Raw genomic sequence first — 26,466 nt, forward strand, 5'->3', positions numbered from 1 at the left:
ACTTCCTTTCAGAATTGAGTAAGACACTGGGTTAAGTATAGCTTAAATGTAAAGTTGGTTGAAATGATACGTCTTTATTGACAAAAAATAAGTAACTAGGTAAAGTTAATCACATTAAGGTAACTAAAAAAGGAGAGTGTCTAAAGTGAGAAGGAAAATTGCGGTAGTTTTAAGTATCATGTTTATAGGGGTGCTAGCTGCTTGTTCAAAAACAGCGACGAAAGACGATAACATATTAAAAGTGGCTGTAACTGATCAATTAGGCACTTTAGATTCTACTAAATACAGTGATACATTTAGTGTTGAAGCAATACAAAACGTTTATGAAGGATTGTATACGTATAATCAAAAAAATAAACCAGTGTTAGCTGCAGCAAAAAGTGTGACGGTTAACAAAGCAAAAACAGTTTACACCTATAAATTAAGAGCTGAGAACTGGTCAAATGGGACTCCTGTTACAGCAAATGACTTTGTTTACGCTTGGCAAAAACTAGCAAATCCTAAAACAGCATCACCTAATTCACAACGAATTGATATTATTAAAAATGGGTTTGCTATCCGAAATGGCAAGATGGCCGTTGATAAGTTAGGTGTTAAAGCGCTGAATAAAACAACATTAGAAGTTACTCTGGCACAACCAATTAGCTATTTACCAGAAGTATTAACGGGTGCACCATTTGTACCTCAAAATGAAGCTTACGTTAAAAAACAAGGTAGTCAATATGCAACGGATTCACAACATATGATTGTGAATGGTCCTTATAAATTAACTGATTGGGAAGGAACTAATAACAAATGGTCATATGTTAAAAATACCAGTTATTGGAACGCTAAATCAGTTAAGTTAGCTAAAGTTGACGTTCAAGTTGTTAAAGATGGTGCAACTGCTGGCAAGTTATATCAAACAGGGAAGATTGATTTCTCAATGTTAGCAAATGATTATGTTAAACAATATAAGAATGAAAAAGGGTTCGCAACACGTAAAACACCAATGATTGGTTATTTAGGTTTTAATACTAAGCGTGAGGCAACTGGTAATAAACATATTCGTAAAGCAATTGCGCTAGGATTTAATAAAAAATTATTAGCTAGCAAAATTCTTAATGATGGTTCATCTGCATTAAATGGAATCGTCCCAGCTAAATTTGTGTCAAATCCGATTAATGGGGAAGATTACCGTAAAGAAGCAGGAGACTTGCTTGCTTTTAATAAAAAAGAAGCTAAAGCAGAATGGGAAAAAGGACTTAAAGAGATCGGTAAGAAGGACTTAACAATTGAAATATTGGGTTCTGATACGCCAGAAGCTAAACAAGTGATTGAATACTTGCAAGCGCAGTTAGAGAGTAACTTACCTGGATTAAAAATTAACGCACGTAATATTCCAATTAAATCGCGATTAGCAGCAACAACGGCTTACCAATTTGATATCGTTTATGGGACATGGACACCAGATTATGCTGATCCAATTAACTTTATTAATGATGGTGGCGCTTATCATTTAAATACCGATTACAAAAATGCACAATATTTAAAAGATATCGATCAGTCTAAAAATGAATTTGCAACAAATCCAACGAAACGTTGGAATAGCTTGATTGATGCTGAAAAGCAATTGGTCGAAGAAGATGCTTATACAGTACCTGTTTTCCAAGGTGCAATGGCCTACTTATTGAACCCAGATGCATCCGGATTACACATTAACCCATATGGAACGACATTATTTTATCGTGACATGTCTATTAAGTAGATAATAGTTAGCTGTTTCAAAGCTTTATAAAGTTAAAATAAGATAGATTAAAGTCTGGCCTTTGGTCGGACTTTTTTTGTTGTAAAATGTTAAACTGGTGGAAGTGTATTAATAATAAATGAGGTGTGAACCCATGAAAAAGTTACTTCAGAAGAACATTATTTTAATTCTAACGATTATTATCGGTGGCATACTCGTAATAGGTGTTAAATTTGATCAAGCACTGTATTCAGATACGATTGTTAAAATAACACAGGTTAAGGATGAAAAAACTGAAAAAGTAACAGATGAATTTGAAAATAAAGATACACAGACTAAACAAAAATTATTTGGAACTGTGATGAATGGTAAGTATAAAGGGCAAAAAATAAGACTACCAAATACATATTCTTCATCTCGCGCAAATGATCAAAAATACCAGAAAAATGATCAAGTATTTGTAACGATTAATCCTCATAAAAGTGGATTAACTGGTATTATTGATGGGTTCAAACGAGATGTCGTCGTGGCCATATTAATTTGGATTGCCGTTAGTATGCTGGTAGGATTTATGCAGTTTAGTGGCATGATTGCTGTATTAAGTATCGTCTTAAATATGATTATTTTCTTTTTAGCCATTAAATTTGAAATATTCGTTAATATTACGAACTTCTTTTGGATTTTCGCAGGTATTGCTCTAATATTTGCAGTACTGACCTTGAGTTTGGTAATTGGCTTTAATCGACAGATGCTGGTCACGTTATTGGCAACTTTGACGGGAACTAGTTTATCGTTAATCATTAGTGTCATTATTTTAAAACTGACAAATGATCAAGGGATGCATTACGAAGCTCTATCTTATGCAACGCAAGCGCCAAAGGAACTATTCCTTGCTGCCACACTACTAGGTTCTCTAGGGGCTGTCATGGATGAATCGACAGATATCGTTGCAACACTATTTCAATTAAAAAAAGAACAACCAACTATTTCATCGAAAGAACTTTTTAAATCTGGACGTGAGGTTGGACAATCGATTATGGGACCATTAATTAACGTCTTATTCTTAATTTTTATTGCTGACATTTTCCCACTTGCCGTTTTGTACTTTAGAACGACCAATACAATTGGCTATACTTTTTCATGGACCATGGCTTTAGGAGTTGTCCAAACATTAATCAGCGGTATTGGGATTGTCATTGCGATACCTGTCGCAAGTTTTTTTGCAAGTCGATTAATCAAAGGGGATGACACATTATGATTACAATTGGTTGGTTAAGTGCCATTTTATTTGTCTTAATGGTCATTGTTGGAGGAATGAATGGTGTTCGTTCATTTTTAAGCTTATTTTTTAATTTTATCATGTTATTTTTTACGATTATTTTAATTACGGGAGGATTTCCGCCGGTAGCAGTGACCCTAATTAATGGCATTATTATTTTAGCTATTACGATTTTTCTTGGTGATGATAATGTGCAAGTTACTGAAACTGCTTTTTATGCTTCGTTAATTGTTCTGGTTATTCTCGTTCTTTTGATTATTCCAGTTGAACATTTTGCTGCAGTTCAAGGTTTTGGTGCAGAAGATAGTGAAGAAATAGAAGCATTTTCGTTATTAGTAGGCGCTAATTTTATGCAAATAGCGATTTCAACAGCTATTTTTAGTACTTTAGGCGCAATTGCTGAAGGTGCGATTGCAATTTCGGCTGGCTTAAATGAGATTATTGAACAAACACCAACAATTGATTTAAAAAAGTTATACGCAGCTGGTATTAGTATTGGTAAACATATTATTGGAACAACGTTTAATACACTATTTTTTGGTTTCTTTGGTGGCTTTTTAGCGCTATTTATTTTATTAGTACAGACGCATGCTACATTCGCAGATATTATAAATGATAAAATTTTTGTTGCAGAATTAATAATGATTTTATTTTCTATTATAGGTGTTATTCTAGCGGTTCCAATTACAGCATGGGTTTTAATTCAAAAATTAAAAATAAAAAAATAATTGAAATGAGTTTATGGTTATGTGTATAATTAAGAGATACTAATATAGGGGGATTTAAAATTGAATTATAAAAATTATATTGCTGAATTTATCGGCACATTTTTCTTGGTATTATTTGGTACAGGGGCAGTTACGTTAGGTAACGGTAGCCCACTTGTTATTGCACTTGCATTTGGTTTAGCTATTACATTGATGGTTTATGCTATTGGACCTGTTTCAGGTGCACACATCAATCCTGCTGTTTCATTAGCAATGTACATCAACAAGCGCATGTCATTGACTGATATGGTTGCTTACTGGGTTAGTCAAATCTTAGGTGCGATTGTAGCATCTAGCGTGGTTAAGATGATTATTTCATCAATGACAGATACATCAAAAGTTGCTGATGGTTTTGGTTCAAATAGTTATGCAACAATTCCTGGTGGTATGGCATTTTTCGTTGAAGCCTTATTCGCATTCTTATTCATCTTTATTATTTTGATGGTTACGAGTGAAAAATTTGGTAACAGTAATATTGCTGGCTTTGTGATTGGTTTAACATTAACAGTACTTATCTTTGTTGGTTTACCACTTACAGGGGTTTCAGTTAACCCTGCTCGTAGTATTGGACCTGCACTTTATGCCGGTGGCGATGCACTTTCACAACTTTGGGTATTTATTCTTGCACCATTAGTTGGTGGTGCTATTGCAGCATTCGCAGCAAAATATATTTTTAACAGTGAAGAAGCTTAATTTAATTAAGTGAATCATAAGCAGTGAATTCCGAGAGGGAATTTGCTGCTTTTTATTTTTAATGTATGTTATGGTTAATATAGATAGTGACAAGTGAGAGGAGAAATAATGGCATTTTTAGGAACGATTTGTTTAGTATTAGTGGCAACATCAATTGCGGGTCATGTCAGCACACGAATTGGTGTTCCTAGTGTTATCGGGCAATTATTAGTTGGTGTTTTACTTGGACCAGCAATGTTGAATTGGGTCCATTCAGATCATTTATTTGCGATGTTCGCAGAAATTGGTGTGATTATTTTAATGTTTATGGCGGGATTAGAAAGTGATTTAGATCTACTTAAAAAGTATTTAAAACCGGCCTTATCAGTTGCGACTTTAGGTGTTGTCTTCCCTATCTTAGTTGTCTATTACTTTGGTCGAATTTATAATTTTGGATTTGAATCGGCTTTATTTTTAGGTGTTATCTTTGCGGCAACGTCAGTTAGTATTTCCGTCGAAGTCTTGAAAGAATTAAAACGATTAGATTCAAAAGAAGGTGCAACAATCCTAGGTGCGGCCGTTGTGGATGATATCTTAGCTGTTGTTATTTTAAGTGTATTAGTTAGTGTATTTGGTAATATTACAAGTACCGGTGATAGCGCACAAGCTAACATTTGGATTGGCTTCTTATTAGAATTTGTTTACTTCATTGGTATTTTAATCCTATTCAAGTGGGTGGCGCCTTTCTTGATGAGATTAAGTGAACGATTATTAGTTGGCTCATCGATTACGATTATGTCACTGGTTATCTGTCTAGGTATGGCCTACTTAGCTGACTTAGTGGGGTTAAGTGCTGTTGTTGGTGCCTTTTTTGCAGGAATTGCAGTGGCACAAACACCGTATAAAAAAGAAATTGATGCCAATATTGAACCAATTGGTTATGCAGTCTTTATTCCAATGTTTTTCACGAGTATTGGATTAAGCATGTCATTTGATGGATTTATGAAAAATATTTGGTTTATCGTTATTTTAACGATTTTGGCCGTCCTCACAAAATTACTAGGTGGTGGATTAGGTGCTAGGTTACTTGGATTTGATTTAAATAGTGCATATGTAATCGGTGCGGGGATGATTTCTCGTGGCGAAATGGCTTTGATTATTGTCCAAATTGGGTATACCGCACACTTGTTGTCGACGGAATACTATTCGGCAGTTATCATGGTAATTATTATTTCAACTATCGTAGCACCGTTTATGTTAAAACATGCGATTGGTCGACAAAATAAAATTGAATTGAAGAAATAGTTGAACTGTTGAGGAACTAGCCTAGTGCTAATTTTTCAACAGTTTTTTATTTTTAAATGGTTACTAAATATCGCTATTCTGGCGTATTCATTTTATAATGAATTAAATAACTTCAAATGAAGAAGGTGGAATAATGAAACAATTATTGATTGCACAAGATTTATCTAGTGTTGGTGGTGTTTCATTAGGGATTGCGGTTCCTGTTTTAGCTAGTTATCAACAACGGACGACAATATTGCCAACAATGTTATTAAGTAGTCATACAGGTGGATTTGGAGTACCAATGAAGGTAGACATCTCACCATTTATAAAAGCTTTTGAAGAACACTGGGCAACTATTCCAGTTCAATTTACGGGCGCATATTTGGGCTATCTAGGGACGGCAGAAAGTATTAAAATGATGGGGATTCTACTAGATAGGTTATCTGATGATAAAGCACTCACCGTTATTGATCCAGTTATGGCTGATCACGGCACGTTATATTCAGGACTGACAAACGACTATGTAGAAGAATTAAGCATGTTATGTTTAACGCAAGCAGATTTAATTTTACCCAATTTAACAGAGGCTTACTTATTGGCAGACTGTAATTATCAGGAAAATCCTAGCGAGGCAGAAATTAAAAAGTTACTAACACGTTTATTAAAGAAATTAAATTTAAAAGCGGTTATAATTACAGGAGTTACAAACCAGAAAAATCAAATTGGTGTTGTTTTTCTAACAAAAGAAGGCGAATCAGGTTGGGTATTAAAAGAACAACGTGAGAATCATTATTTTGGGACAGGAGACTTGCTAGCAAGCTGCGTAGTGGGTGAGTTAATGAATGGTCATTCACTAAGGGAAGCATTGGAATTTGCAGTAGAAGTAACATGGAAAGCGATGAGTAATTCTGATAATGAAGGACTTGATCAAAGGTTAGGGGTTAATTTTATGAGTATTTTACCCGATATTAACGATAGAATGGAAAAATAAAATGAGAAATGAAAGATTAAGAAGCATTATTTTAGCGGGATTATTTGCGGCAATTATTTATATAGGTATCTCAGTTTTTAGAATACCAATCCCAGCTATGGTGGGAAAACCATTTATTCATTTCGGTAATTCACTAGCAGCATTGGCCGTGATTTTTTTAGGGTTTAGTTATGGCACAATTGCAGGAGCGATTGGTCTGGGATTATTTGATATTTTGAATGGTTATGCAGATACGTCATATTTTACTGTACTAGAAGTAGTGGTTATTGCATTACTAATTACGGTTGTTACGAAAGGATTAAAAAATTATCATGGTAAATATTGGATTATCATTATTGCTGCAACGGCAGGAATTGGTAAAATAGGAACATCATATTTAGTTTCGATTGGTGAAGCAATGATTAAAGGTGTTAGTTTTAATGTCGCCGCTGTTCAGGCGTTTTTAAGTTTACCTGCAACTGTTGTTAATTCAATCTCGACAATTATCATTGTTAGTTTATTATACGTACCCATTAAGCGATTGATGGTAAGGTTTAATCGGTAAAAAAGTCCAAATAAAAAAGGGTTGATGTGCGTGAGCTCACATTTACCCTCTATACAAATTGTCCAGATTGAACATATTTCATTTCTGTTGATAAGTTGGAAACGGCTGTTTCGATTGTTACCCCAGAACCTGAAATGGCTGGATTATTTTTTGAACTAGCAATAAAGATTTGTTTTTCAGTGTCTAAAGAAATCGTATACCAGTTTTTACTAAATGTTCCAAATTTCATAAGTGTGTATCCTCCGTATTTCTATATCTTACTACCATGAAAGCGCATTCTACTTTCTTTAGTAGAAGCTTAGTATAGTACGTACATAAAATGAATGCAAGTCATTTGTTTTATATTAACCAAAAATTTTTTAAATAATATGAAGAAGTCTAAAAACGATAAAGGGATGATTTAATGCAAAAACGAATATTCGTGATCACGGGTGCTCCGGGAACAGGTAAAACGACGATTAGAGACTATCTAACCAAGCAATTTGATGCCAAAAAGGTGATTACTCACACAACTAGGCAACCAAGAGTTAATGAAAAAAATGGTCGCGATTATTATTTTGAATCCGATGAAACTTTTTTTAATTTTCATTATTTAGAACATGTTGAGTATGATCGCCATTACTATGGTTCATCAAGAGAAGCGATAGATGCTGCTTGGTCAGAGGCAAAAAATGCGACAATTGTACTCGATACGGCAGGTGCCATCACGTATTCAAAAGAATTACCAAAAGAAACAGTTGTCTTATATTTGTCTGTATCGGATAATCAGATATTACAAGATCGGTTAATTAAACGGGGAGATACGATTCGAAATCGAAGTTTACGCTTAGATTCTGGTGAAGCAAAACGAGACATGAAACTTCCAGCAGATCTTGAAGGTATAGCACATGTCATTATTAATGACGATTTAGTTGACGCAAAGAAACAGATTGATCAGTTAATTCAATCATTAGGTTAAGAGTGATTGCTTTTTTTAGTTGATATGGTATTCTTCTTAAAGAGTAACCATTATTATTTAGAAATGGAGATAAGCCTTTTGACTGAATTAATTGATGATGCATTGCATATACTAAAAGAAAATAAATATAAAATTACGAAACAAAGAAAAAGTTTATTAACGTATTTAAGTCAGTATGAGGAAGCTTATGTTGACGTTACAGTTGTGGATGACTATATGAGAAATAAATATCCAGGGATGAGTCATAATACAATTTATCGAAATATCAAAGAATTTAAAGAAATGGGTCTTGTTGAGCAACGGATGAATGGTGAACGAGCCTGTGTAAAATATCAATGTGATTTTAGTCACAAACATCACCATCATTTTATTTGTACTTCTTGTAGTAAGGTGGTTGAACTTGATAGCTGTCCGCTAGATTATTTTGTAAAACAGTTACCAGGTTACAAAATAGAAGAACATAAATTTGAATTACATGGGATTTGTGATGAATGCCAAAAAAAATTATCGAAAAATTAAGTTTATCTTCGAATAAACTTCAATAACAAATGGTTTAATGGAAAAAGTACAAAATTGGAGTGAGAGTTAATGGCATATAGAACGCCACCATTTATAACACCTTTTGCAATTGTTTCTATCGTACTTGCATTGGGCGCAACTAACGTTGTTGTTAACAAAACAACGAATACAAACGAAGGAGCAACAGTTTCTTCAGTAGCTTCATCACCGTCGGAAACTAAACCTAAAGTAGACGATAATTCGAGTTCCAAAGAAGTAAGTTCATCTTCTGAGACGAGTTCTTCTGATTCGTCCTCTTCATCAGAAAGTTCAAAAGATGAGTCTAGTAGTTCAAGTGCTGCCGATGAAACATCAAACAAATCAGCAAGTACAAGTGCCGATAATACAACGGATGATAAGAGCGCGGAAACAAGTACCGATGACACAACTGATACAAGTACAGATACTGATACAAATGCGGATAAAGCTAGCTCGGCAACAAGCACAAGTAGTAGCGTGAAGAATACTAAAACGGTAACGACTGACAAAGCCAAAGCCAGTGCAGAAACGACAAATACAGACTAAGGATTAGGAGGTAAATAAATGTTTAGTTTACTAGATTTAGCAAACCATTATTTAGGGTTTATTAATGTTAATTTAAAATTAAAAAATAGAATTTATACTGTTTTAGGCTTTCTTGGTAATTGGTATTTATTGTATATCGCATCACGATATTTCATAAATGGTTATTATGTTAGAGGTAGTTTGTTTATTCTTGCTTTTTTTGTTTTATTATATTTTATTGTTTTAAATGTTATTCATTATTTTACAAATAAAACAACTAAATTTGATCCTTCACCGAAAATTGAAAAATTGTTGGGCGGACCGCCTAAGGAAGAAATTGAAGGAGATAAACGTCGCCGAATGCAACCAGGTTATGTTCAAACGAATGGCCTATTTGATTCTAAAATGCTGATGCCAGCGACACTTAGGACAAATAGAAACGAAAAAGTAAGTATTCAAAAAATTGCTGATCAAATGAAGCAAGTTAAGTATTCAGATTTTGATTATGATGGATTGTCAGATGATGCTATTATAAAAGAAATTCAGAAAACAGGAAAACCAGTGTCAGAGTTAGCACAGCCCGTTGCTTTTCCATTTTTTGAATTAAAAATAGAAGACGAAAAAATGAATGTTTACGCTGGAATGAATCAGATTGATAAACAATTGATTGGTCGCCTAACCCATGTTGGTTTATCTGATATTGAAACGGCTAAAGAACAATATGATATTTACTTAGCAACAGCAACTATTTATGGTGGTAATCAGAAGGTTGCTGGTCGATCATCAGTTATTGAAGAATCACATAAATTTCACGTTAAAGTTCAAATTGCCTATAAAGAAAAAGAAAATTAGTAAAAAAGTGATAGCAAATAACTACATTGCTATCACTTTTTTTGTGATTATATGGTACATTTAAAAAAGACTGCAATTAAACATCCATTTGGTAGTATAATTAAAGTATCACAAAAAAGAATAAAAGAGTTAAGAGAAGGGGATTGAGAGTATGGCAATGATCGAATTTAAAAATGTGGAGAAATATTACGATAAATTTCACGCATTGAAGAATATCAATTTAAAAGTTGAAGCAGGCGAAGTCGTCGTTATTATCGGGCCATCTGGTTCTGGAAAAAGTACATTAATCAGAACTATCAATGGTTTAGAGCAAGTTAACGAGGGGCAACTATTAGTTGATAATTTTGATTTAGCAGATAAGAAAACGAATATTGATAAAATCAGAAAAAATGTTGGGATGGTATTTCAACATTTTAACTTGTACGAAAACAAAACTGTTTTAGAAAATATTATGCTTGCACCACGTTTAGTTTTAAAACGGGATGAAGCTGAAAATAAAAAAATCGCAATGGATTTATTAAAAACAGTTGGACTTGATGATAAAGCACAATCATATCCTAGAATGTTATCAGGTGGACAATCGCAAAGAATTGCCATTGCCCGTAGTCTAGCTATGAAACCTAAGGCGCTATTATTTGATGAACCAACTTCTGCATTAGATCCTGAAACAATTGACGATGTTTTAAAAGTTATGAAAGATATCGCTAAAAATGATGGGATCACAATGATTGTTGTAACTCATGAAATGGGCTTTGCTCGTGAAGTAGCCGATCGTGTTATTTTCATGGCTGATGGTCAAATTCTTGAGGATGATACAACAGTAGAATTTTTCGACAATCCAAAAGAAGAACGTGCAAAAAAATTCTTGAGTAAAATTATTAAACATTAAGGAGCTCAAGACTGTGAGAGTGGGGATTAAAATATGAAACAATTAAGAAAAATTAGCTTATTGTTTATGAGTATAGCTATGGTATTAGTTATTGCAGGCTGTGGAGCGCAAAGTAAAGCCAACATTGCAACAACAGCTAAAGAAACAAAAACAATTAACTGGGGTGTTAAAGCAGATACGAAGTTATTTGGTTTAATGAACATCAAAACCGGTGAAATCCAAGGATTTGATATTGATATTGCTAAGGCAGTGACAAAAAAAATCTTAGGTAAAGATGGTAAAGCTAATTTTGTTCAGGTAACAAGTAAAACAAGAATTCCACTTTTGAAAAATGGAAATATTGATGCAATTATTGCGACGATGTCCATTTCTAAAGATCGTGAAAAACAAGTTGATTTTTCTAACTCTTATTTTGCTGCCGGACAAGCTATTTTAGTTAAAAGAACAAGCTCAATTAAATCCGTAAAAGATTTGAATAAAGACGGTATGGTTGTTTTAGGTGTTAAGGGTTCAACTTCAGTTATTAACATGAAGAAGTATGCACCTAAAGCAGAAGTGCTGGAACTAGATGATTATGCGCAAGCATTAACCGCACTAAAATCTGGTCAAGGTGATGCTTTAACAACTGATAATGGTATTTTATATGGGATGGTTAAAGAGAATTCTGATTTTGCTGTTGTTGGTGGTACTTTTACGCATGAACCTTACGGAATTGCGATTGATAAAGGCCAAGGTGAATTTAAGAATGAAGTTAATAAGGCTTTAGCTGAAATGCGTGCCGATGGCTCGTATGAAAAATTATTAAACAAATGGTTTGGCGATATTCCAGGATTTAGTGTGAAGGAGGCGAGTCAACAATGATTACGATTTTTACAGAACATTGGCAAGCCTTATTAACAGGACTTGGCTATACATTGTGTTCAAGTGTACTCGCATTATTTTTTAGTTTAATTATAGGTTCGTTCTTTGCAATTTTGGAAGAAATGCCATATCGAATTTTAAAAATTATTGCACGTATCTATATTGAAATATTTAGAAATATTCCGTTATTGGTTGTTGCAATGTTTTTCTACGTTGTGGTACCTATGTACGTTACGAATATCAACGGATTTACAGCTGGAACAATCGGACTAACGATTTACACATCTGCCTTTATTGCAGAAACAGTTCGTGCTGGGATTAGAGCTGTTGATCCTGGACAAATGGAAGGTGCTCGCTCAAACGGGTTAACATTCATGCAATCGATGTTTCATATTATTTTACCCCAGGCATTTAAATATGTGATTCCACCTTTGGGTAATCAGTTCATTAATTTGGTAAAAAACTCTTCAGTTTTAGCCTTCGTTGCTGGATTTGATTTAATGTACCAAGGTGATATTATCGCATCAACAACATTTGATACAATCAACACGTACATTATCGTTGGGGTGTTATATTTAATTATCACGATGCCATTAAGTTATTACATGAGACATTTAGAAAAGAAATTAAGTTAAAGGGGGTCTAGAAAAATATGTCAGATTTTATTGCAGCATATAGTTGGGAAAATATTCGCTACTTACTACAAGGATTATTAGTAACAATCGAAGTTTCAGTTATTTCAATTATTTTCAGTTTTATAATTGGCGCTATTCTAGGCCTAACACGATATATTAAAGTAAAACGTTTATCTGCTATAGTTGGTTTTATAATTGATTTAATTCGAAATTTACCATTACTTTTAATCTTATTTTTCGTTTATTTTGGCTTAGCAAATGTTGGTATTCGGTTATCAATTTTCTGGTCAGCAACGTTAGCGATGACCGTTTTCGAATCAGCAATGTTAGCTGAAATCATTCGAAGTGGTATTCAAGCTGTTGAACCCGGACAAATGGAAGGTGCTCGCGCAAATGGTCTAACTTATTGGCAAGGTCTGCGTGTGATTGTCTTACCACAAGCTTTAAAGAAAATGATTCCACCATTGGTTAGTCAATTTATCTCATTAATTAAAGATACGTCATTGGCTACTATCATTGTTTTACCAGAGTTACTGTATCATGCACAATTAGTATACGGTCAAAATACTAATTATGTTATTCCAATGTTCGTCGCTTTAGCAGTGATGTACTTCGTCGTTTGTTATGCACTATCATTGGTTTCAAGATACTTAGAAAGACGCTTAGCGTAGACAATAAAATAAAAATGGTTGTTGAAATCTATATAGATTTTAGCAACCATTTTTATTAGTTAGTAGAATCGGCATAAAATGACGGTTTGTTTGATTGAAAAATAAATTAGAAAGAAGATGATGTCATGGTGAAAATTGCTGTTATTCTAGGGAGTTCAAGAGAGAATTCTATTGGTAAAAGGGTCATTAAGTATATTGAAGGAGTAGCAAAAAATCAGGATAATGTTGAATTTTCATTTCTAAAATTAAGTGACTATCAGTTAACCTTCTTCCACGAAAAATTGGCACCTATGCAAAATGAAAATCGACAACTACCTGAAAATGAAGCACGATGGATAGCGGATGTAGCTGCGGCAGATGGCTTTATTATCTTAACGCCTGAATATAATCATGCTATTCCAGCCGTTTTGAAAAATGCAATCGATTATTTGGCTTTTGAAGGGCAACGTAAACCAGTTAAGATTGTGGGCTACTCAGATAACATGCGCGGTGCACAATTTGCAACAGCTGAATTAGTACCTATTTTGAATCGATTAGGATTTATCACGTTGCCTACGCCAACATTATTGGGAATAGTTGATCAAACATTTAATGAAGATGGACAACTAAATAACGATGCTAAGTTAACAGATTATACAAAAAATAAAATTGCTCAGACTTTGCAAGAAATTAAATTTTATACACAACTTTTTGTGAATAATCCTTTTCCCGGAAAATGATGAATTAAAAATAAAAATGTGTAATGACAATAGCTGTCATTACACATTTTTTATTATAGATCTTTATTTTTATGTGTTTCGTATAAATAAACCGGGATACCAAGTGCAACAATTGTAAATGAAATTAAAACACCTACAATATCTGATTGAACTTCGCTAACTAAAACGAAGGCTGCACCTAAGATAGCAACAATAGGTGTTATGGGGAACAATGGAACTGAGAAAACACGTTTTAAATCTGTTCCTTTATTCCGACGGCGTAAGATAAAGAGGCCGACGAAAGTCATAACATAAAAGCAATAAACTGTAAAAATACAAATTTCAGATAAGCGATCAGCATCAAAAAATAAAATCATAATCGCTGCAATACTTAAAGCCACACATGTTGCAATAACAGGTGAATGTGATTTTGGATGTAAATAAGATATTTCTTTATGGAAAGGTAATTGTTTGTTCTTACCCATTGCCCACATAATTCGAGGGAATGTCATGATTTTACCGTTCATACAACCAAGAATAGAAATAATGACACCGATATTCATAATTTTTCCACCAAGTTGGCCAAAGGCAATCTTAGCAAATTGTGGTGTTGCATTTTCGCCTAGTTGATGGATTTGACTAGCAGGCATGACACGCATAATACTGAACGAAACAAGAATATAAATAAGAAGAACAATTGAAATTCCTAAAACAATAGCTCTAGGTAATGTCTTTTTAGGATTTTTAATTTCATCACCCATATTAGCAATCAGAATCCAACCATCATAAGCAAATAAAGTAGCTAGTATACCAACACCAAAATTATTTGTAGAGTGACTGACAGTTGCAACAGATTGGCCAAGTGCATTTGCATTGCCAAAAAATAAACCAAAAATAATAATAGCAGCAATAGGGAATAATTTACAAATAGTTGTAATAATCTGGAATGAAGCACCATAACGATTTGATAGCATATTTAGGAAGCCAATAGAAATGACTGCAATTAATGCGATTAAATGAGAATAACCAGCTGGAATACTAAAGAAATCTACTATTAAAATAGCAAGGTACGCGCCTAACGCAGCAATCATAGCTGGTCCATACACGATAACTTGCATCCAACCAGCTAAGAAACCCCAAATTTTACCGTAAATTTTTTCCATGTAGATATATAATCCACCGGTTTCTGGAATTTGAGATCCAATTTCAGCAACAGTTAGTCCAGCGGTTAAGGTTATGATACCACCACATAGCCATGCGAGCAGGGCATTTGTAGTAGAGCCGGTGTAGTCAAGTACCGAAGCTTGTTTAAAGAAGATACCAGAACCAATAACAGTTCCGATTACGATTGATAATGCTGACCATAGACCTAACGATCTGTTAAGTCCAACTGCTGGTTTTTTTTCCAAAATTGAATCCTCCTTTTCTAAAATGAATAGTTGCATTTTAGCATAACAGCGGGAATCATGCAATAAACTAGATATGATTATGACGACAAAAAAGAGTGCGTGAATCGGCTATTTCAGACCGATTCACGCACTCTTTTTATAGAATTATTTTAAACGATGTAATCTTGCAATTGGGTTGCAATAGTTTTTGTTGCATCAATCTTTAATTTTGTACCTGATTCTTCATAATCTGTTTCTAAGATAGTTGCCTTTTCATTGATTAAATCAACAAGTTGACCTTTATCAAATGGGATAAGAACAGTCATAATTTCGTTATCTTTAAAGACATTCTTTTTAATGATATCTACTAATTGATTAAGTGATTTTTCATCACGCGCACTATAAGTGAATTTATCATCTGAGAAAGTAGGATAATCAATATTTGCTAAATCAGCTTTATTATAGGCATAAATCATCGGAATGTTTTCGACGCCAATAGCTTTTAATGTATCTTCAGTTGTTTGAATCATTTCCTCAGCATGTTTATCAGCCACGTCAATCACTTGGATAAGTAAATCAGCTTGTGCAGCTTCAGCCAAGGTTGTACGGAAAGCTTTTACTAATTGGTGAGGCAATTTGCTGACAAAACCAACAGTATCGCTCAATAAAATTTGTTTTTTATCTTCAAATTGAATATTACGGACACTTGTATCTAATGTAGCAAACAACATATTCTTTTCAAAAACTTGTTTGTCATCATCTTGTCCGATTAGACGAAGCAAGCCGTTCATTGTCGTTGATTTACCTGAATTAGTATAACCAACTAATGCAACAGTCGGAATACCAGATTTATCACGTTGTTTACGTCTAGTAGATTCTTCTTTGTCCATTTCAGCAAGATCTTTTTTAATGTGGTTAATCCGATTTTCAATCACACGACGATCTAATTCAATCTTCGTTTCGCCAGCACCACGGTTAGCGAGTCCACCACCAGATTGTTGATCTAGTTTATCTTGCATCCCTCTTAAACGAGGTAACTGATATTGAAGTTGAGCCATTTGAACTTGGAGTTTTGCTTCGCGTGATTGTGCTCTTGAAGCAAAAATAGCTAAAATCAGGCCTGTACGATCCATAACTTCCATACCTGATGCAGCTTCAAGGTTACGAATTTGAGTTGGTGATAATTCGTCGTTTACAACTAAAATTTTCACACCTTGTGCTTCACTTTCAGTCTTGAATTCTTCAGCTTTACCTTTACCAAAGTAAAGGGCAGCAGTTGGTCGATCTAATTTCTGACGAATGTCTTCAACAGCATGCATGTTGTTAGCTTCGACTAATGCAGCTAATTCAGACATTGTATAATCTAAATTTTCACGTTGTTTTTCGATACCAGCAATGAAAACGTCAATAACTGGTATTTCTGTAGAATAAGTTTCTTTCATGAGAACCTCCTCGTGGAACTTAATTAATAGGTTAAGTATAACATTTATTCAAAAAAATATTCGAACATCAAAATAAGTTAACTGAATTAAATGAGAATTAATGAATAAAAATGGCCAAACTCTCATTTTAACAACGTGCAAATGTTATGAGTTGAATATTTTATATAGTTAAACGGCTTTTTTAAAGGCGCTTGAATCTCTTTTTAATTAAATTAGAGTTTAATGTTGATTTTAATCTTTTTCTAATGTAAGATAAACCTACGTTAAGAAAAGGTAAATAAAAAAGGAGAGGTCATATTATGAAGTTAAAGTCAGTTTTGAAATTAAGTGGTGTGCTAGCATTGTCTGTCATTGTCTTGGCAGCGTGTGGATCTAAATCTTCATCTTCAGATAGTAAAGAACTCGCTGATAAACAGGTTATTAATTGGTCTGAAACAGCTGAATTACCATCGATGGATTTATCGACAGCAACGGATACAGTTAGCTTTAACATGTTGAACAATACTAATGAAGGTTTATACAGAATTGGTAAGAACAGTAAAGTGTCAAATGCACTTGCAACTAAAACAACCGTTTCAAAAGATGGCATGACTTATACATTTAAACTTCGTGATTCAAAATGGAGCAACGGAGACGATGTAACGGCTAAAGATTTTGTTTATTCATGGCAACGGACCGTTAATCCTAAGACAGCTTCACAATATGGTTACCTCTTCTCAGGGATTAAAAATTATGATGCAATCAGCGCGGGTAAGATGGCGCCATCAACATTGGGAATCAAAGCAACTGACAAACATACATTAGTTGTAACACTTGATAAAAAAGTACCATATTTCAAATTATTGATGGGCTTCCCAACGTTCTATCCACAAAATCAAAAAGTTGTTGAAAAGTATGGTTCTAAATATGGCACACAAAGCAAATACATGGTTTACAATGGTCCATTTACATTAAATGATTGGACAGGAACTAACTTAACTTGGGACCTAAAGAAAAATGACACTTATTGGGATAAAAAAGCAGTTAAGCTAACACAAATGAATTTCCAAGTTTCTAAAGATAATACAACAAGCTATAATTTATACCAAAGTCAAAAATTAGATATGACGAATTTATCTGCTGAACAAGCTAAAACATTGAAAACAGATAAAGACTATATCACACGTAAACAAGCATCAACGTTCTACTTACAATACAATCAAAAGAATAAATTATTTAATAACCAAAAGATTCGTCAAGCTATTTCATTAGTTATCAACAGAAAACAATTTGTTGATAAAATTTTAGGGGATGGCTCAACTGTTGCGACAGGTTTAGTATCATCAGGTCTTGCTTCAAATCCTAAAACAGGCGAAGATTTTGCAAAAGAATCAACCGTTAAATCAACTGCAAATACAGACATTGCAAAAGCAAAAGAATTATGGAAAGCAGGATTAAAAGAAGTTGGTGTTACAAAAGCTAGTTTCTCACTTCTAAGTGATGATACTGATAAAGCTAAGAAAACAAATGAATTTTTACAAAATGCGATTGAAGATAACTTAGATGGTGCGGATGTAACATTAACAAATATCCCATTCAAATCACGTTTAGCAAAATCAACTAGTGGTGATTTCGATATTGTTGTTACAGCATGGGGTGCTGATTTCTCAGACCCAATCTCATTCTTAGATTTATTTACTTCAGATAATTCACAAAATGCAGGTAAATGGAAAAATAGTGAATATGATGCATTGATTAAAGCTTCAAAAACAACAGATGCAAGTAATGCAGATAAACGTTGGGATGATTTAGTTAAGGCTGAAAAAATCTTGATGAAAGATCAAGGAATTGCACCTCTTTACCAAATGGCTCAAGCTCAATTATTAAGATCAACAGTTAAAGGTGTTATCTACAATGGAGCTGGTATCAATTACAATTTCAAAGATGCTTATGTTACTAAATAATTAATTAACGTGTTAAAATTTAACAAGTGAGAGTTAGCTACCACGGCTAATTCTGACTTGTTTTAATTACATAATAAAGCAAAAGTGAGGGTCAGAATTATGGGTAAATACCTAGTTAAACGAATTTTTTATATGCTACTGACGTTGTTTTTAGTCGCAACCATTACCTTCTTTTTAATGAAGTTAATGCCTGGATCACCTTATGCGAATCAGCAAAAAATGACAACTGAGCAATTACAGATTATGAATGAACAATATGGATTGAATAAACCCGTATGGCAACAATATCTCATTTACTTAGTGGGATTAGTTAAGGGTGATTTAGGAACGTCATTCCAATACAGTAATCAACCTGTGTCATACCTAATTTCAAGCCGTATTGGACCATCCGGACAACTTGGATTACAAGCTATCATCTTCGGAATAGTTATTGGAATTGTGATTGGTGCCATTGGTGCGATTAACAAAAATACTTGGATTGATACTTCTTCAACAATTTTATCAATCTTAGGTATCTCAATTCCTTCTTTCGTCTTAGCTGTTTTATTACAGTATTACGTAGGATTAAAGTTAGGCTGGTTACCAATTGCTGATTGGGGCGGATTCAGTTACACGATTCTACCGACAATTGCTTTAGGGGTTGGCCCACTGGCGGAGACGGCCAGGTTCATTCGAACCGAGATGGTGGATGTCCTAAGCAGTGATTACATTGAACTGGCTAAGGCTAAAGGATTAACAAAGTTTGGCGTTGTATTCCACCATGCTTTACGTAATAGTTTAATTCCTTTAGTAACATTAATCGGCCCTTATACGGTTGCATTAATGACTGGTTCAATGGTTGTTGAAAATATATTCTCAATTCCTGGAATTGGTGAACAATTCGTAAAATCAATTTTGACAAATGATTTCCCCACAATCATGGGTGTTACAATGCTTTATTCAGCTGGACTAGTAGTTGTTATCTTATTAACAGATATCATTTACGGTATTATTGACCCAAGAATTCGATTAACTGGAAGGAGAAATTAACGATGGCAGATAAAATTGACCTACCAGTAGATGCATTTGAACCGTTAGATAAAAATAACGCTATTGATAATGAAAAAATTGCTGCACCGTCGTTGACTTTCGTTCAGGATGCTTGGCGTCGGTTGAAGAAAAATAAAGGGGCTTTTATCTCACTTTGGGTCCTGGTTGCAATTTTTATTTTGGCATTTGGATCCCCCATTTTAGCACCACATAGTGCAACAGAACAAAATGTTGAGTATACAAATTTACCACCTAAAATTCCTGGTGTACCAATAGATGGATTAAATGGAAAGTTAAAAACATCATCAGGTAGCTGGTATGATGCTTATGAACAAAATAGTATTCCAAAAGATAAATACTTTATTTTAGGAACGGATGTTTTTGGACGTGATTTGTTATCAAGAATTATGTATGGAACTAAGATTTCCTTAATCGTGGCACTAGTTGCTGCATTAGTCGATTTAGGAGTCGGTGTTGCTTATGGAATCTTGTCCGGTTGGCGTGGCGGACGTGTTGATACATTCATGCAGCGAATCATCGAAATTATTTCATCGGTACCTAACTTGGTCGTTATTGTTTTAATGTTATTGGTTTTCAAACCAGGTTTAACATCAATTATTTTAGCAATTGCAGTGACTGGTTGGACAACGATGGCTCGATTAGTTCGGGCACAAACGTTGAAATTAAAAGATCAAGAATATATTCTTGCAGCTCGAACTTTAGGCGAGTCACCCGTAAAAATTGCAGTGAAACATTTACTACCTAACTTATCGAGTGTGATTATTATTCAAACAATGTTTACAATTCCTAGTGCTATTTTCTTCGAAGCTTTCTTAAGTTTCATCGGAATTGGGATTAGTGCTCCTCAAGCTTCACTTGGGTCATTATTGAATGATGGTCAAAAGAATTTCCAGTTTTTACCATACCAAATGTGGTATCCAGCAATTGTTTTATGTATTATCATGGTTGCCTTCAACTTATTAGGTGATGGACTCCGTGATGCCTTTGATCCAAAAACGAAAGAGTAGGTGTTGAAAAATGGCAGAAAATATTTTAGAAGTTAACAATCTAGAAATTAATTTTCATACGTATGCTGGAGATGTTAAAGCCATACGTGATGTTAGTTTTCATCTGGCTAAAGGTGAAACTTTAGCAATCGTTGGTGAATCAGGTTCCGGTAAATCCGTTACAACAAAAAGTTTAATGGGATTATTAGCTAATAATGCAGAAGTTATGGGTGGAGAAATTCTTTTTCATGGTGAAGATTTACTTAAAAAATCAGAAAAACAAATGGAAAACATTCGTGGTAAAGATATCGCAATGATTTTCCAAGACCCAATGACTTCTTTAGATCCTACTATGAGAATTGGTAGACAAATTGCTGAACCATTAATGAAGCATAAACATGTAAAAAAAGAAAAAGCAATGGCGCAAGCCTTGGAAATTTTGAAGTTAGTTGGGATTACAGATGCTAAAAAACGCTTTAAGGACTATCCACATCAATTTTCTGGTGGTCAACGCCAACGAATTGTTATTGCGATTTCATTAGTTTGTTATCCAGAAATTTTAATTGCTGATGAACCAACAACAGCTTTAGATGTAACCATCCAAGCACAGATTTTGGAATTAATGAAAGAATTACAAGCAAAAATTGAAACATCAATTATTTTCATTACCCATGATCTAGGGGTTGTTGCTGGTATGGCTAATCGTGTAGCGGTTATGTATGCAGGTCGGATTGTTGAATATGGGACAGTCGATGAGGTCTTTTATAACCCACAACATCCATATACTTGGGGCTTATTGAATTCAATGCCAACACTTGATAGTGAACATCTGTACGCAATTCCAGGTACACCTCCTGATTTATTGGATCCACCAAAAGGGGATGCATTTGCCGCTCGGAATGAGTACGCTATGAAGATTGATACAGAACAACAACCACCATTCTTCGATGTTTCACCAACACATGCAGCAGCTACATGGTTGTTGCATCCAGATGCACCTAAAGTAACGCCGCCAGTTGAAATTCAAAGACGGTATAAAATTTTTGCAAAACAACAAGAAACAAAAATTAAAGCGAATCAAAATTTGGTAGAAAACTAAGGAAGGGGAGCTGAACATAGTGGAACAAAAGAAAAATAAAATTTTAAAAGTCCGTCATTTAAAACAATATTTTAATGTCGGCAAACCAGACGAAGTGAAAGCTATCGATGATATTTCATTTGATATTTATGAAGGCGAGACATTTGGCTTGGTGGGCGAGTCAGGGTCTGGTAAAACAACAACAGGTCGTAGTATCATCAATTTATATGAACCAACTGATGGTAAAATTGATTTTGATGGTGTTGATATTCGTAAAATTAAGTCTAAAAAAGATAAATTACAATTTCGCCGTGACATGCAAATGATTTTTCAAGATCCATATGCATCACTAAATCCACGAATGAAAGTTAAAGATATTGTGGCAGAAGGAATAGATATTCACCATTTAGCTGCCAATGATGAAGCACGTGCGAAACGTGTTGAAGAATTATTAGAAACAGTTGGATTGAATAAAGATCATTCTAGCCGCTACCCCCATGAATTTTCAGGTGGCCAACGCCAACGTATTGGTATTGCTCGTGCTTTAGCTGTAGAACCTAAGTTTATCATCGCAGATGAACCTATTTCTGCATTAGATGTTTCAATTCAAGCGCAGGTTGTTAATTTGTTGAAGGAATTACAAATTGAACATAACTTAACATATTTGTTTATTGCACATGATTTATCAATGGTTAAATATATCAGTGATCGAATTGGTGTGATGCATTATGGTAAGTTATTAGAAATAGCTCCTGCAGACGAAATATATACACATCCTTTACACGATTATACAGCCAGTTTAATCTCGGCCGTTCCTGTTCCTGACCCTGAATTTGAACGTAATCGCATTCCAGTACCATACGATTCGTCAGTTGAGGCAGATGGTAAAAAACGTCGAATGGTTGAAATTTCGCCAGAACATTTTGTTTTAGCAAGTGAAGATGAAATCCCTATGTATAAGGAACGAGCTGCCAATACTTTGGCAGAAGAAGCTGAATAATAAATCAGAAAGATCTTTTCAAGAATTTTTGAAAAGGTCTTTTTTGATTTTAAAAAGGGTGTAAACTATTAATTGTATGAGTATCTTAAATATATTAAAGGAAGTATAAAAATTTTAGGTAATTATGCATAAAATAATGTATACTAGATGTATTAGAATTAGGTAACGACATAACTATTTTTTGATTTGGGAATGAATAAAAGGTTCAACTAAAACGTTATGTGGAACAAAGGGTTTTATATGGTGGGGAGAATGGGAGCACCCAACATGATAGATGATACAGAAGTATATAATGAAGCGTACAAAGAATTACCGTATGATGTACAATTACTTTTTCAAGAGGGGCGTCTCTGCGAAAAAGATAATGATTTAGCCGTATTATTCGATTTATTTATTAAAAGTACAATTAATTTTACTGAATTCTATGGATTTAACGATGATAGAAAGCAGCTATTTGATGAATTGAAACAAAATCCAGAAGAGGCCGCGCAGTTAATTAAGCAATATCGGTATTATCGTAATTGGTTCGAAAAATATCAGGCTAATGTTAATTGTTTTTCGAAATTAAGATTTCTAACTGTCTGTGAATGGTATGATGGTCAACAAGCATATGCAAGTAATAATTAAGAAATGCTATCATACAAGAAATTAAGTAAAAAAAAGTTAGAATATAAAATTAATTTAACTTAAAATGCGAACTTAAAATATACGGCAAGCTTAACAATATTGTTAAGCTTTTTTTGTTTTTATAAGACGCAGAAAAAATTAAAATAGATAACAAGCCAAGTGCTTGTTATCGATGAGAAGGGTGTGGTATATTAATTGCAATTATCGGGGGGTAATCGAATGAGTTTAGGTGAAGGAATAAAAAATGTAAACGCATTACCGTATGATGTGAGGCTATTATTAGAGGAAAGAAATATTCCGGAGAATCAAATGAGTTGGGAAATTATTTCTGATGTGTTTCTTGAAAGTATTGCGACTTACACAGCATTTTATGGATTTAATGAGGATCGTAGAGCGCTATTCAATGATTTAAAAAATGATAAAAATGAGGCCAATCAAATTATAACAACCTATAAAGAATATCGTGAGTGGTTTAAATACTATCACGTTCATTTTGAAAATCTAGAAGATGTGAGGTTTTTAACGATTTGTGAGTCAATAGGTGTAGATGGCATAATAATAAAAGATTAAATTCAAAAACGCTATGACTACTTTTAATTAAGTAGTCATAGCGTTTTTGAATTTAATCTTTAATACCATCTCTTTTACGTTCACGTTCAGCAATCATTGGCATAATGAATCCAAGACCGATAAGAACAACGACACTAATAATATTGATGGCTAACTGGTAGTAGAATAGTGAGCTACCCATCTCGACATCTTGAGGAATAATCCCAAAGACTGTTGCCAAAACAGTAACAACTAAGCACCATAAACCAACAGCGTAAGCTAATTTGTCATTTTTAATGAAGACATATTCTGATGGATATTTAGCACTATTTTTACGGATCTGCATGAAGGCGAAGAAAATCCAACAAGTGACACCTGGTGAAATAATTCCATTCAAGTTCAGTAACCAATTAAAGATTGTATTCATATCTGGCAAGAAGACACCCAAGAAGAGAATGAAGGCACTTAAAGTACAAGTTAAAATGTACCCATTAATTGGTAAACCATCTTTGTTAACTTTAAGTAATTTCTTAGGCATATAACGAGCGCCTGTGTCAGAGATAAGCATGCGAGTCATAGCGTCAAGAAGAACAGCTAGAAGAGCACACATGTACACAATTTGAGTAATAGCGAAGGCATACATTAACCAACTACCCATATGAAATTGATCTCCTAAACGAAGGAATGCGTAGTACGAACCATTCATTTTAAAATCATTAGGAATGTTATGGGCATTGAAGAAAATCCCAAGTGCGAATGAGCCGAAAACTGTTAAGAAGATTGTCATAACGGTTAACATAATCATGGCTTTAGGGAAATCTTTTTTAGGTTTTTTCATTTTTGTGACAAATGGCGCAATTAATTCTGCACCATTAATCGCATAAATTAATAAACCAATTGTTGTGAAATAATGTAAATCAAATTTAGGAATTAGTGTGTGCCAGCTCATATTTGTTGTTGCAATACGACCTGAAGGTGTTAATAATGAGCCAAATGCCATTACAACATATAAAATTGTGAGGATGAACATGGTACCACCACCAATAAGACCTAAAAATTCTAATGAACCTTTGAAGAAACGTTGAACAAAAATGAAACCAACGAAGATTACTAATGTTATTAACGCGAACATAGCTGTTGATAAACTATCTTCGAGTGCATTACTTCCGTTAAATAACCAACCAAAGCCAACAACGACTGAATTAGCGGTATCAACAACGTAAGGAATCGAAGCAGCCCAATAAGTCCATGCCGTAAAGTAACCTAGTTTTTCGCCACGAGTTCCGCGAACCCATGAACTTAAACCGCCACCTTCTGAATTAAAGACGGAACCTAATTGTCCTACCATTAAAGAATAGGGAATTACATATAATAGCAATAAAATGATCCAAGATGTAATAACGCCCATACCTTGATTTTGAAAGTTATAGACGATATCGTCGAAGCCAATAACTGTTACGAATGACATTAATGCCAAAACTGGCCACGATATAAATGTTTTTTTCTCGTTTTCCATAAGTACCTCCCGTGATAAATAACTATGTAAATTAAACTAACAATTTATAAGTATAGTGAACTGACTAATTAATTTCCATGAAAAATTAAATTAATATAAAATGTAATCGTTTTAATGAGAATTAAGTTAAGAATTAACGATAATAAAAATTGCTATTTAATGTGTACTATGTATAATAGTACACATATAGTAAAATGATAAATATAAATGGAGGACTAATAAAATGAAAGAAATAGTTGTAAGCGCAAAAGATGTTAAAAAAGTCTACGGTAAGAATAAAGAGAAGAAAACGGAAGCCTTAAAAGGGATTAATTTTTCTGTCGAACAGGGTGAATTTATTGGTATCATGGGGGCATCAGGATCAGGTAAATCAACATTACTTAACTTATTATCAACACTAGACCAGCCGACTTCAGGACAAATTGAGATTAATAATCAGGATATCTCAATGATGCGTGGCGATAAACTATCAGATTTTAGAGCACAACAAATTGGCTTTATTTTCCAAAGTTTTAACCTGCTAGATAACTTAACGGCAGCTGAAAATATAACATTGCCACTATCATTACAGAATGCGTCTATTTCTAAATATCAAGAACGTATTGATAAATTAACGAAAACACTGGGGATAGATAGTGTTCTTGGACAATTTCCAACTGAATTATCTGGTGGCCAAAAGCAACGAGTTGCAGCAGCTCGTGCTTTAGTCCATAATCCTGCAATCTTATTAGCAGATGAACCAACAGGTGCTTTGGATTCTAAAAGTGCAAAGTCACTCCTATCAACGATGGAAAGTTTAAATAAAAATGATCAAGTATCAATTTTGATGGTGACTCATGACGCTGTTAGTGCGAGTTACTGTCAACGAATTCTCTTTATTAAAGATGGTAAGATTGGTCGAGAATTGATTCAAGGAACGAATACGCGAACAGAGTTTTATCAAGAAATTTTAAATGAACTAGCTAAGAGTGAACAATAATTTTAAGAAGGGAGGA

At 34.0% G+C, this 26,466-nt stretch carries 28 protein-coding genes; 24 read left to right on the top strand and 4 right to left on the bottom strand.

Going from position 1 to position 26,466, the window contains the following annotated elements:
- The first annotated feature begins 145 nt into the window (after positions 1-145).
- The 7 genes from AC1RPW_RS01245 (at position 146) to AC1RPW_RS01275 (ending at position 7,266) form a co-directional block, all read left to right on the top strand.
- A complete protein-coding gene (locus AC1RPW_RS01245; RefSeq protein WP_481760940.1) occupies positions 146-1,747 on the top strand; it encodes a peptide ABC transporter substrate-binding protein in 1,602 nt (533 codons plus the stop codon).
- 133 nt (positions 1,748-1,880) lie between these two features.
- Positions 1,881-2,984 (top strand): YibE/F family protein, encoded by a 1,104-nt coding sequence (locus AC1RPW_RS01250; RefSeq protein WP_481760939.1) that lies wholly within the window; start codon positions 1,881-1,883, stop codon positions 2,982-2,984.
- The gene (locus AC1RPW_RS01255) at positions 2,981-3,733 is read left to right on the top strand and encodes a YibE/F family protein (RefSeq protein WP_481760938.1); all 753 of its coding nucleotides are present in this window, start codon (positions 2,981-2,983) and stop codon (positions 3,731-3,733) included. The genes AC1RPW_RS01250 and AC1RPW_RS01255 overlap by 4 nt, the downstream gene beginning before the upstream one ends.
- Positions 3,734-3,793: 60 nt before the next feature.
- The gene (locus tag AC1RPW_RS01260; RefSeq protein ID WP_481760937.1) at positions 3,794-4,465 is read left to right on the top strand and encodes an MIP/aquaporin family protein; all 672 of its coding nucleotides are present in this window, start codon (positions 3,794-3,796) and stop codon (positions 4,463-4,465) included.
- Positions 4,466-4,573: 108 nt separating this feature from the next.
- Positions 4,574-5,749: a cation:proton antiporter gene (locus AC1RPW_RS01265; protein ID WP_481760936.1), complete on the top strand. Its 1,176-nt coding sequence runs from the start codon at positions 4,574-4,576 to the stop codon at positions 5,747-5,749.
- A 133-nt stretch (positions 5,750-5,882) separates the two neighbouring features.
- The gene (locus tag AC1RPW_RS01270; protein WP_481760935.1) at positions 5,883-6,722 is read left to right on the top strand and encodes a pyridoxamine kinase; all 840 of its coding nucleotides are present in this window, start codon (positions 5,883-5,885) and stop codon (positions 6,720-6,722) included.
- A 1-nt stretch (position 6,723) separates the two neighbouring features.
- Positions 6,724-7,266 carry an ECF transporter S component gene (locus tag AC1RPW_RS01275; protein ID WP_481760934.1) on the top strand — a complete coding sequence of 181 codons (543 nt, stop codon included), beginning with the start codon at positions 6,724-6,726 and terminating at the stop codon, positions 7,264-7,266.
- A 49-nt stretch (positions 7,267-7,315) separates the two neighbouring features.
- On the opposite strand, the gene AC1RPW_RS01280 is transcribed toward AC1RPW_RS01275, so the two are convergent.
- Positions 7,316-7,495, bottom strand: a complete 180-nt coding sequence (locus tag AC1RPW_RS01280) for a hypothetical protein (protein ID WP_409021673.1) — start codon at positions 7,493-7,495, stop codon at positions 7,316-7,318.
- 174 nt (positions 7,496-7,669) lie between these two features.
- Here AC1RPW_RS01280 and AC1RPW_RS01285 point away from each other — a divergent pair, with 174 nt between their 5' ends.
- The 9 genes from AC1RPW_RS01285 (at position 7,670) to AC1RPW_RS01325 (ending at position 13,913) form a co-directional block, all read left to right on the top strand.
- Positions 7,670-8,224, top strand: coding sequence for a guanylate kinase (locus AC1RPW_RS01285; protein WP_481760933.1), 555 nt, complete (start codon positions 7,670-7,672; stop codon positions 8,222-8,224).
- A gap of 78 nt (positions 8,225-8,302) precedes the next feature.
- Positions 8,303-8,743, top strand: coding sequence for a Fur family transcriptional regulator (locus AC1RPW_RS01290; protein ID WP_409021670.1), 441 nt, complete (start codon positions 8,303-8,305; stop codon positions 8,741-8,743).
- A gap of 69 nt (positions 8,744-8,812) precedes the next feature.
- The gene (locus AC1RPW_RS01295; RefSeq protein ID WP_481760932.1) at positions 8,813-9,307 is read left to right on the top strand and encodes a hypothetical protein; all 495 of its coding nucleotides are present in this window, start codon (positions 8,813-8,815) and stop codon (positions 9,305-9,307) included.
- Between the two features lie 18 nt (positions 9,308-9,325).
- Positions 9,326-10,138: a DUF6681 family protein gene (locus tag AC1RPW_RS01300; RefSeq protein WP_481760931.1), complete on the top strand. Its 813-nt coding sequence runs from the start codon at positions 9,326-9,328 to the stop codon at positions 10,136-10,138.
- Positions 10,139-10,289: 151 nt separating this feature from the next.
- A complete protein-coding gene (locus AC1RPW_RS01305) occupies positions 10,290-11,027 on the top strand; it encodes an amino acid ABC transporter ATP-binding protein (protein WP_409021667.1) in 738 nt (245 codons plus the stop codon).
- Positions 11,028-11,060: 33 nt separating this feature from the next.
- A complete protein-coding gene (locus AC1RPW_RS01310) occupies positions 11,061-11,888 on the top strand; it encodes a glutamate ABC transporter substrate-binding protein (protein WP_481760930.1) in 828 nt (275 codons plus the stop codon).
- Complete coding sequence (locus tag AC1RPW_RS01315) at positions 11,885-12,523, top strand: amino acid ABC transporter permease (protein ID WP_481760929.1); 639 nt, start codon at positions 11,885-11,887, stop codon at positions 12,521-12,523. Before AC1RPW_RS01310 ends, AC1RPW_RS01315 begins: the two co-directional genes overlap by 4 nt.
- 17 nt (positions 12,524-12,540) lie before the next feature.
- Positions 12,541-13,194, top strand: coding sequence for an amino acid ABC transporter permease (locus AC1RPW_RS01320; RefSeq protein WP_409021664.1), 654 nt, complete (start codon positions 12,541-12,543; stop codon positions 13,192-13,194).
- A 125-nt stretch (positions 13,195-13,319) separates the two neighbouring features.
- Positions 13,320-13,913 (top strand): NADPH-dependent FMN reductase, encoded by a 594-nt coding sequence (locus AC1RPW_RS01325; RefSeq protein ID WP_481760928.1) that lies wholly within the window; start codon positions 13,320-13,322, stop codon positions 13,911-13,913.
- A gap of 53 nt (positions 13,914-13,966) precedes the next feature.
- On the opposite strand, the gene AC1RPW_RS01330 is transcribed toward AC1RPW_RS01325, so the two are convergent.
- Positions 13,967-15,304: an APC family permease gene (locus AC1RPW_RS01330; RefSeq protein WP_481761139.1), complete on the bottom strand. Its 1,338-nt coding sequence runs from the start codon at positions 15,302-15,304 to the stop codon at positions 13,967-13,969.
- Between the two features lie 146 nt (positions 15,305-15,450).
- Complete coding sequence (hflX, locus tag AC1RPW_RS01335; RefSeq protein ID WP_481760927.1) at positions 15,451-16,722, bottom strand: GTPase HflX; 1,272 nt, start codon at positions 16,720-16,722, stop codon at positions 15,451-15,453.
- Between the two features lie 299 nt (positions 16,723-17,021).
- On the opposite strand from hflX, the gene AC1RPW_RS01340 reads away from it, so the two are divergent.
- The 7 genes from AC1RPW_RS01340 (at position 17,022) to AC1RPW_RS01370 (ending at position 23,976) form a co-directional block, all read left to right on the top strand.
- The gene (locus AC1RPW_RS01340; protein ID WP_481760926.1) at positions 17,022-18,665 is read left to right on the top strand and encodes a peptide ABC transporter substrate-binding protein; all 1,644 of its coding nucleotides are present in this window, start codon (positions 17,022-17,024) and stop codon (positions 18,663-18,665) included.
- 99 nt (positions 18,666-18,764) lie between these two features.
- Positions 18,765-19,694, top strand: coding sequence for an oligopeptide ABC transporter permease (gene opp3b / locus AC1RPW_RS01345; protein WP_409021660.1), 930 nt, complete (start codon positions 18,765-18,767; stop codon positions 19,692-19,694).
- 2 nt (positions 19,695-19,696) lie between these two features.
- On the top strand, positions 19,697-20,722 hold the full coding sequence (gene opp3C, locus AC1RPW_RS01350; protein ID WP_481760925.1) for an oligopeptide ABC transporter permease: 1,026 nt from the start codon (positions 19,697-19,699) through the stop codon (positions 20,720-20,722).
- 10 nt (positions 20,723-20,732) lie between these two features.
- Positions 20,733-21,800, top strand: a complete 1,068-nt coding sequence (locus AC1RPW_RS01355; protein WP_481760924.1) for an ABC transporter ATP-binding protein — start codon at positions 20,733-20,735, stop codon at positions 21,798-21,800.
- 19 nt (positions 21,801-21,819) lie between these two features.
- Positions 21,820-22,779, top strand: a complete 960-nt coding sequence (locus tag AC1RPW_RS01360; protein WP_481760923.1) for an ABC transporter ATP-binding protein — start codon at positions 21,820-21,822, stop codon at positions 22,777-22,779.
- A gap of 267 nt (positions 22,780-23,046) precedes the next feature.
- A complete protein-coding gene (locus tag AC1RPW_RS01365; protein WP_481760922.1) occupies positions 23,047-23,406 on the top strand; it encodes a hypothetical protein in 360 nt (119 codons plus the stop codon).
- Positions 23,407-23,625: 219 nt separating this feature from the next.
- Positions 23,626-23,976: a hypothetical protein gene (locus AC1RPW_RS01370; protein ID WP_481760921.1), complete on the top strand. Its 351-nt coding sequence runs from the start codon at positions 23,626-23,628 to the stop codon at positions 23,974-23,976.
- Between the two features lie 52 nt (positions 23,977-24,028).
- On the opposite strand, the gene AC1RPW_RS01375 is transcribed toward AC1RPW_RS01370, so the two are convergent.
- Positions 24,029-25,471, bottom strand: coding sequence for an APC family permease (locus AC1RPW_RS01375; protein WP_481760920.1), 1,443 nt, complete (start codon positions 25,469-25,471; stop codon positions 24,029-24,031).
- A gap of 223 nt (positions 25,472-25,694) precedes the next feature.
- Here AC1RPW_RS01375 and AC1RPW_RS01380 point away from each other — a divergent pair, with 223 nt between their 5' ends.
- Positions 25,695-26,450, top strand: coding sequence for an ABC transporter ATP-binding protein (locus AC1RPW_RS01380; protein ID WP_481760919.1), 756 nt, complete (start codon positions 25,695-25,697; stop codon positions 26,448-26,450).
- Positions 26,451-26,466: the final 16 nt, after the last annotated feature.

Source organism: Dellaglioa sp. CoH-55-MRSF-8, from assembly GCF_056782195.1.

Bases quoted from the DNA above. Each gene is read 5' to 3' on its own strand.
- AC1RPW_RS01250 (WP_481760939.1), top strand. From the start codon at position 1,881: ATGAAAAAGTTACTTCAGAAGAACATTATTTTAATTCTAACGATTATT.
- AC1RPW_RS01285 (WP_481760933.1), top strand. From the start codon at position 7,670: ATGCAAAAACGAATATTCGTGATCACGGGTGCTCCGGGAACAGGTAAA.
- AC1RPW_RS01320 (WP_409021664.1), top strand. From the start codon at position 12,541: ATGTCAGATTTTATTGCAGCATATAGTTGGGAAAATATTCGCTACTTA.
- AC1RPW_RS01280 (WP_409021673.1), bottom strand. From the start codon at position 7,495: ATGAAATTTGGAACATTTAGTAAAAACTGGTATACGATTTCTTTAGAC.
- AC1RPW_RS01375 (WP_481760920.1), bottom strand. From the start codon at position 25,471: ATGGAAAACGAGAAAAAAACATTTATATCGTGGCCAGTTTTGGCATTA.
- AC1RPW_RS01340 (WP_481760926.1), top strand. From the start codon at position 17,022: ATGAAGTTAAAGTCAGTTTTGAAATTAAGTGGTGTGCTAGCATTGTCT.
- AC1RPW_RS01265 (WP_481760936.1), top strand. From the start codon at position 4,574: ATGGCATTTTTAGGAACGATTTGTTTAGTATTAGTGGCAACATCAATT.
- AC1RPW_RS01370 (WP_481760921.1), top strand. From the start codon at position 23,626: ATGAGTTTAGGTGAAGGAATAAAAAATGTAAACGCATTACCGTATGAT.
- opp3b (WP_409021660.1), top strand. From the start codon at position 18,765: ATGGGTAAATACCTAGTTAAACGAATTTTTTATATGCTACTGACGTTG.
- AC1RPW_RS01355 (WP_481760924.1), top strand. From the start codon at position 20,733: ATGGCAGAAAATATTTTAGAAGTTAACAATCTAGAAATTAATTTTCAT.
- AC1RPW_RS01380 (WP_481760919.1), top strand. From the start codon at position 25,695: ATGAAAGAAATAGTTGTAAGCGCAAAAGATGTTAAAAAAGTCTACGGT.
- AC1RPW_RS01305 (WP_409021667.1), top strand. From the start codon at position 10,290: ATGGCAATGATCGAATTTAAAAATGTGGAGAAATATTACGATAAATTT.
- AC1RPW_RS01295 (WP_481760932.1), top strand. From the start codon at position 8,813: ATGGCATATAGAACGCCACCATTTATAACACCTTTTGCAATTGTTTCT.
- AC1RPW_RS01255 (WP_481760938.1), top strand. From the start codon at position 2,981: ATGATTACAATTGGTTGGTTAAGTGCCATTTTATTTGTCTTAATGGTC.
- opp3C (WP_481760925.1), top strand. From the start codon at position 19,697: ATGGCAGATAAAATTGACCTACCAGTAGATGCATTTGAACCGTTAGAT.
- AC1RPW_RS01315 (WP_481760929.1), top strand. From the start codon at position 11,885: ATGATTACGATTTTTACAGAACATTGGCAAGCCTTATTAACAGGACTT.
- AC1RPW_RS01365 (WP_481760922.1), top strand. From the start codon at position 23,047: ATGATAGATGATACAGAAGTATATAATGAAGCGTACAAAGAATTACCG.
- hflX (WP_481760927.1), bottom strand. From the start codon at position 16,722: ATGAAAGAAACTTATTCTACAGAAATACCAGTTATTGACGTTTTCATT.
- AC1RPW_RS01310 (WP_481760930.1), top strand. From the start codon at position 11,061: ATGAAACAATTAAGAAAAATTAGCTTATTGTTTATGAGTATAGCTATG.
- AC1RPW_RS01300 (WP_481760931.1), top strand. From the start codon at position 9,326: ATGTTTAGTTTACTAGATTTAGCAAACCATTATTTAGGGTTTATTAAT.
- AC1RPW_RS01275 (WP_481760934.1), top strand. From the start codon at position 6,724: ATGAGAAATGAAAGATTAAGAAGCATTATTTTAGCGGGATTATTTGCG.
- AC1RPW_RS01325 (WP_481760928.1), top strand. From the start codon at position 13,320: ATGGTGAAAATTGCTGTTATTCTAGGGAGTTCAAGAGAGAATTCTATT.
- AC1RPW_RS01270 (WP_481760935.1), top strand. From the start codon at position 5,883: ATGAAACAATTATTGATTGCACAAGATTTATCTAGTGTTGGTGGTGTT.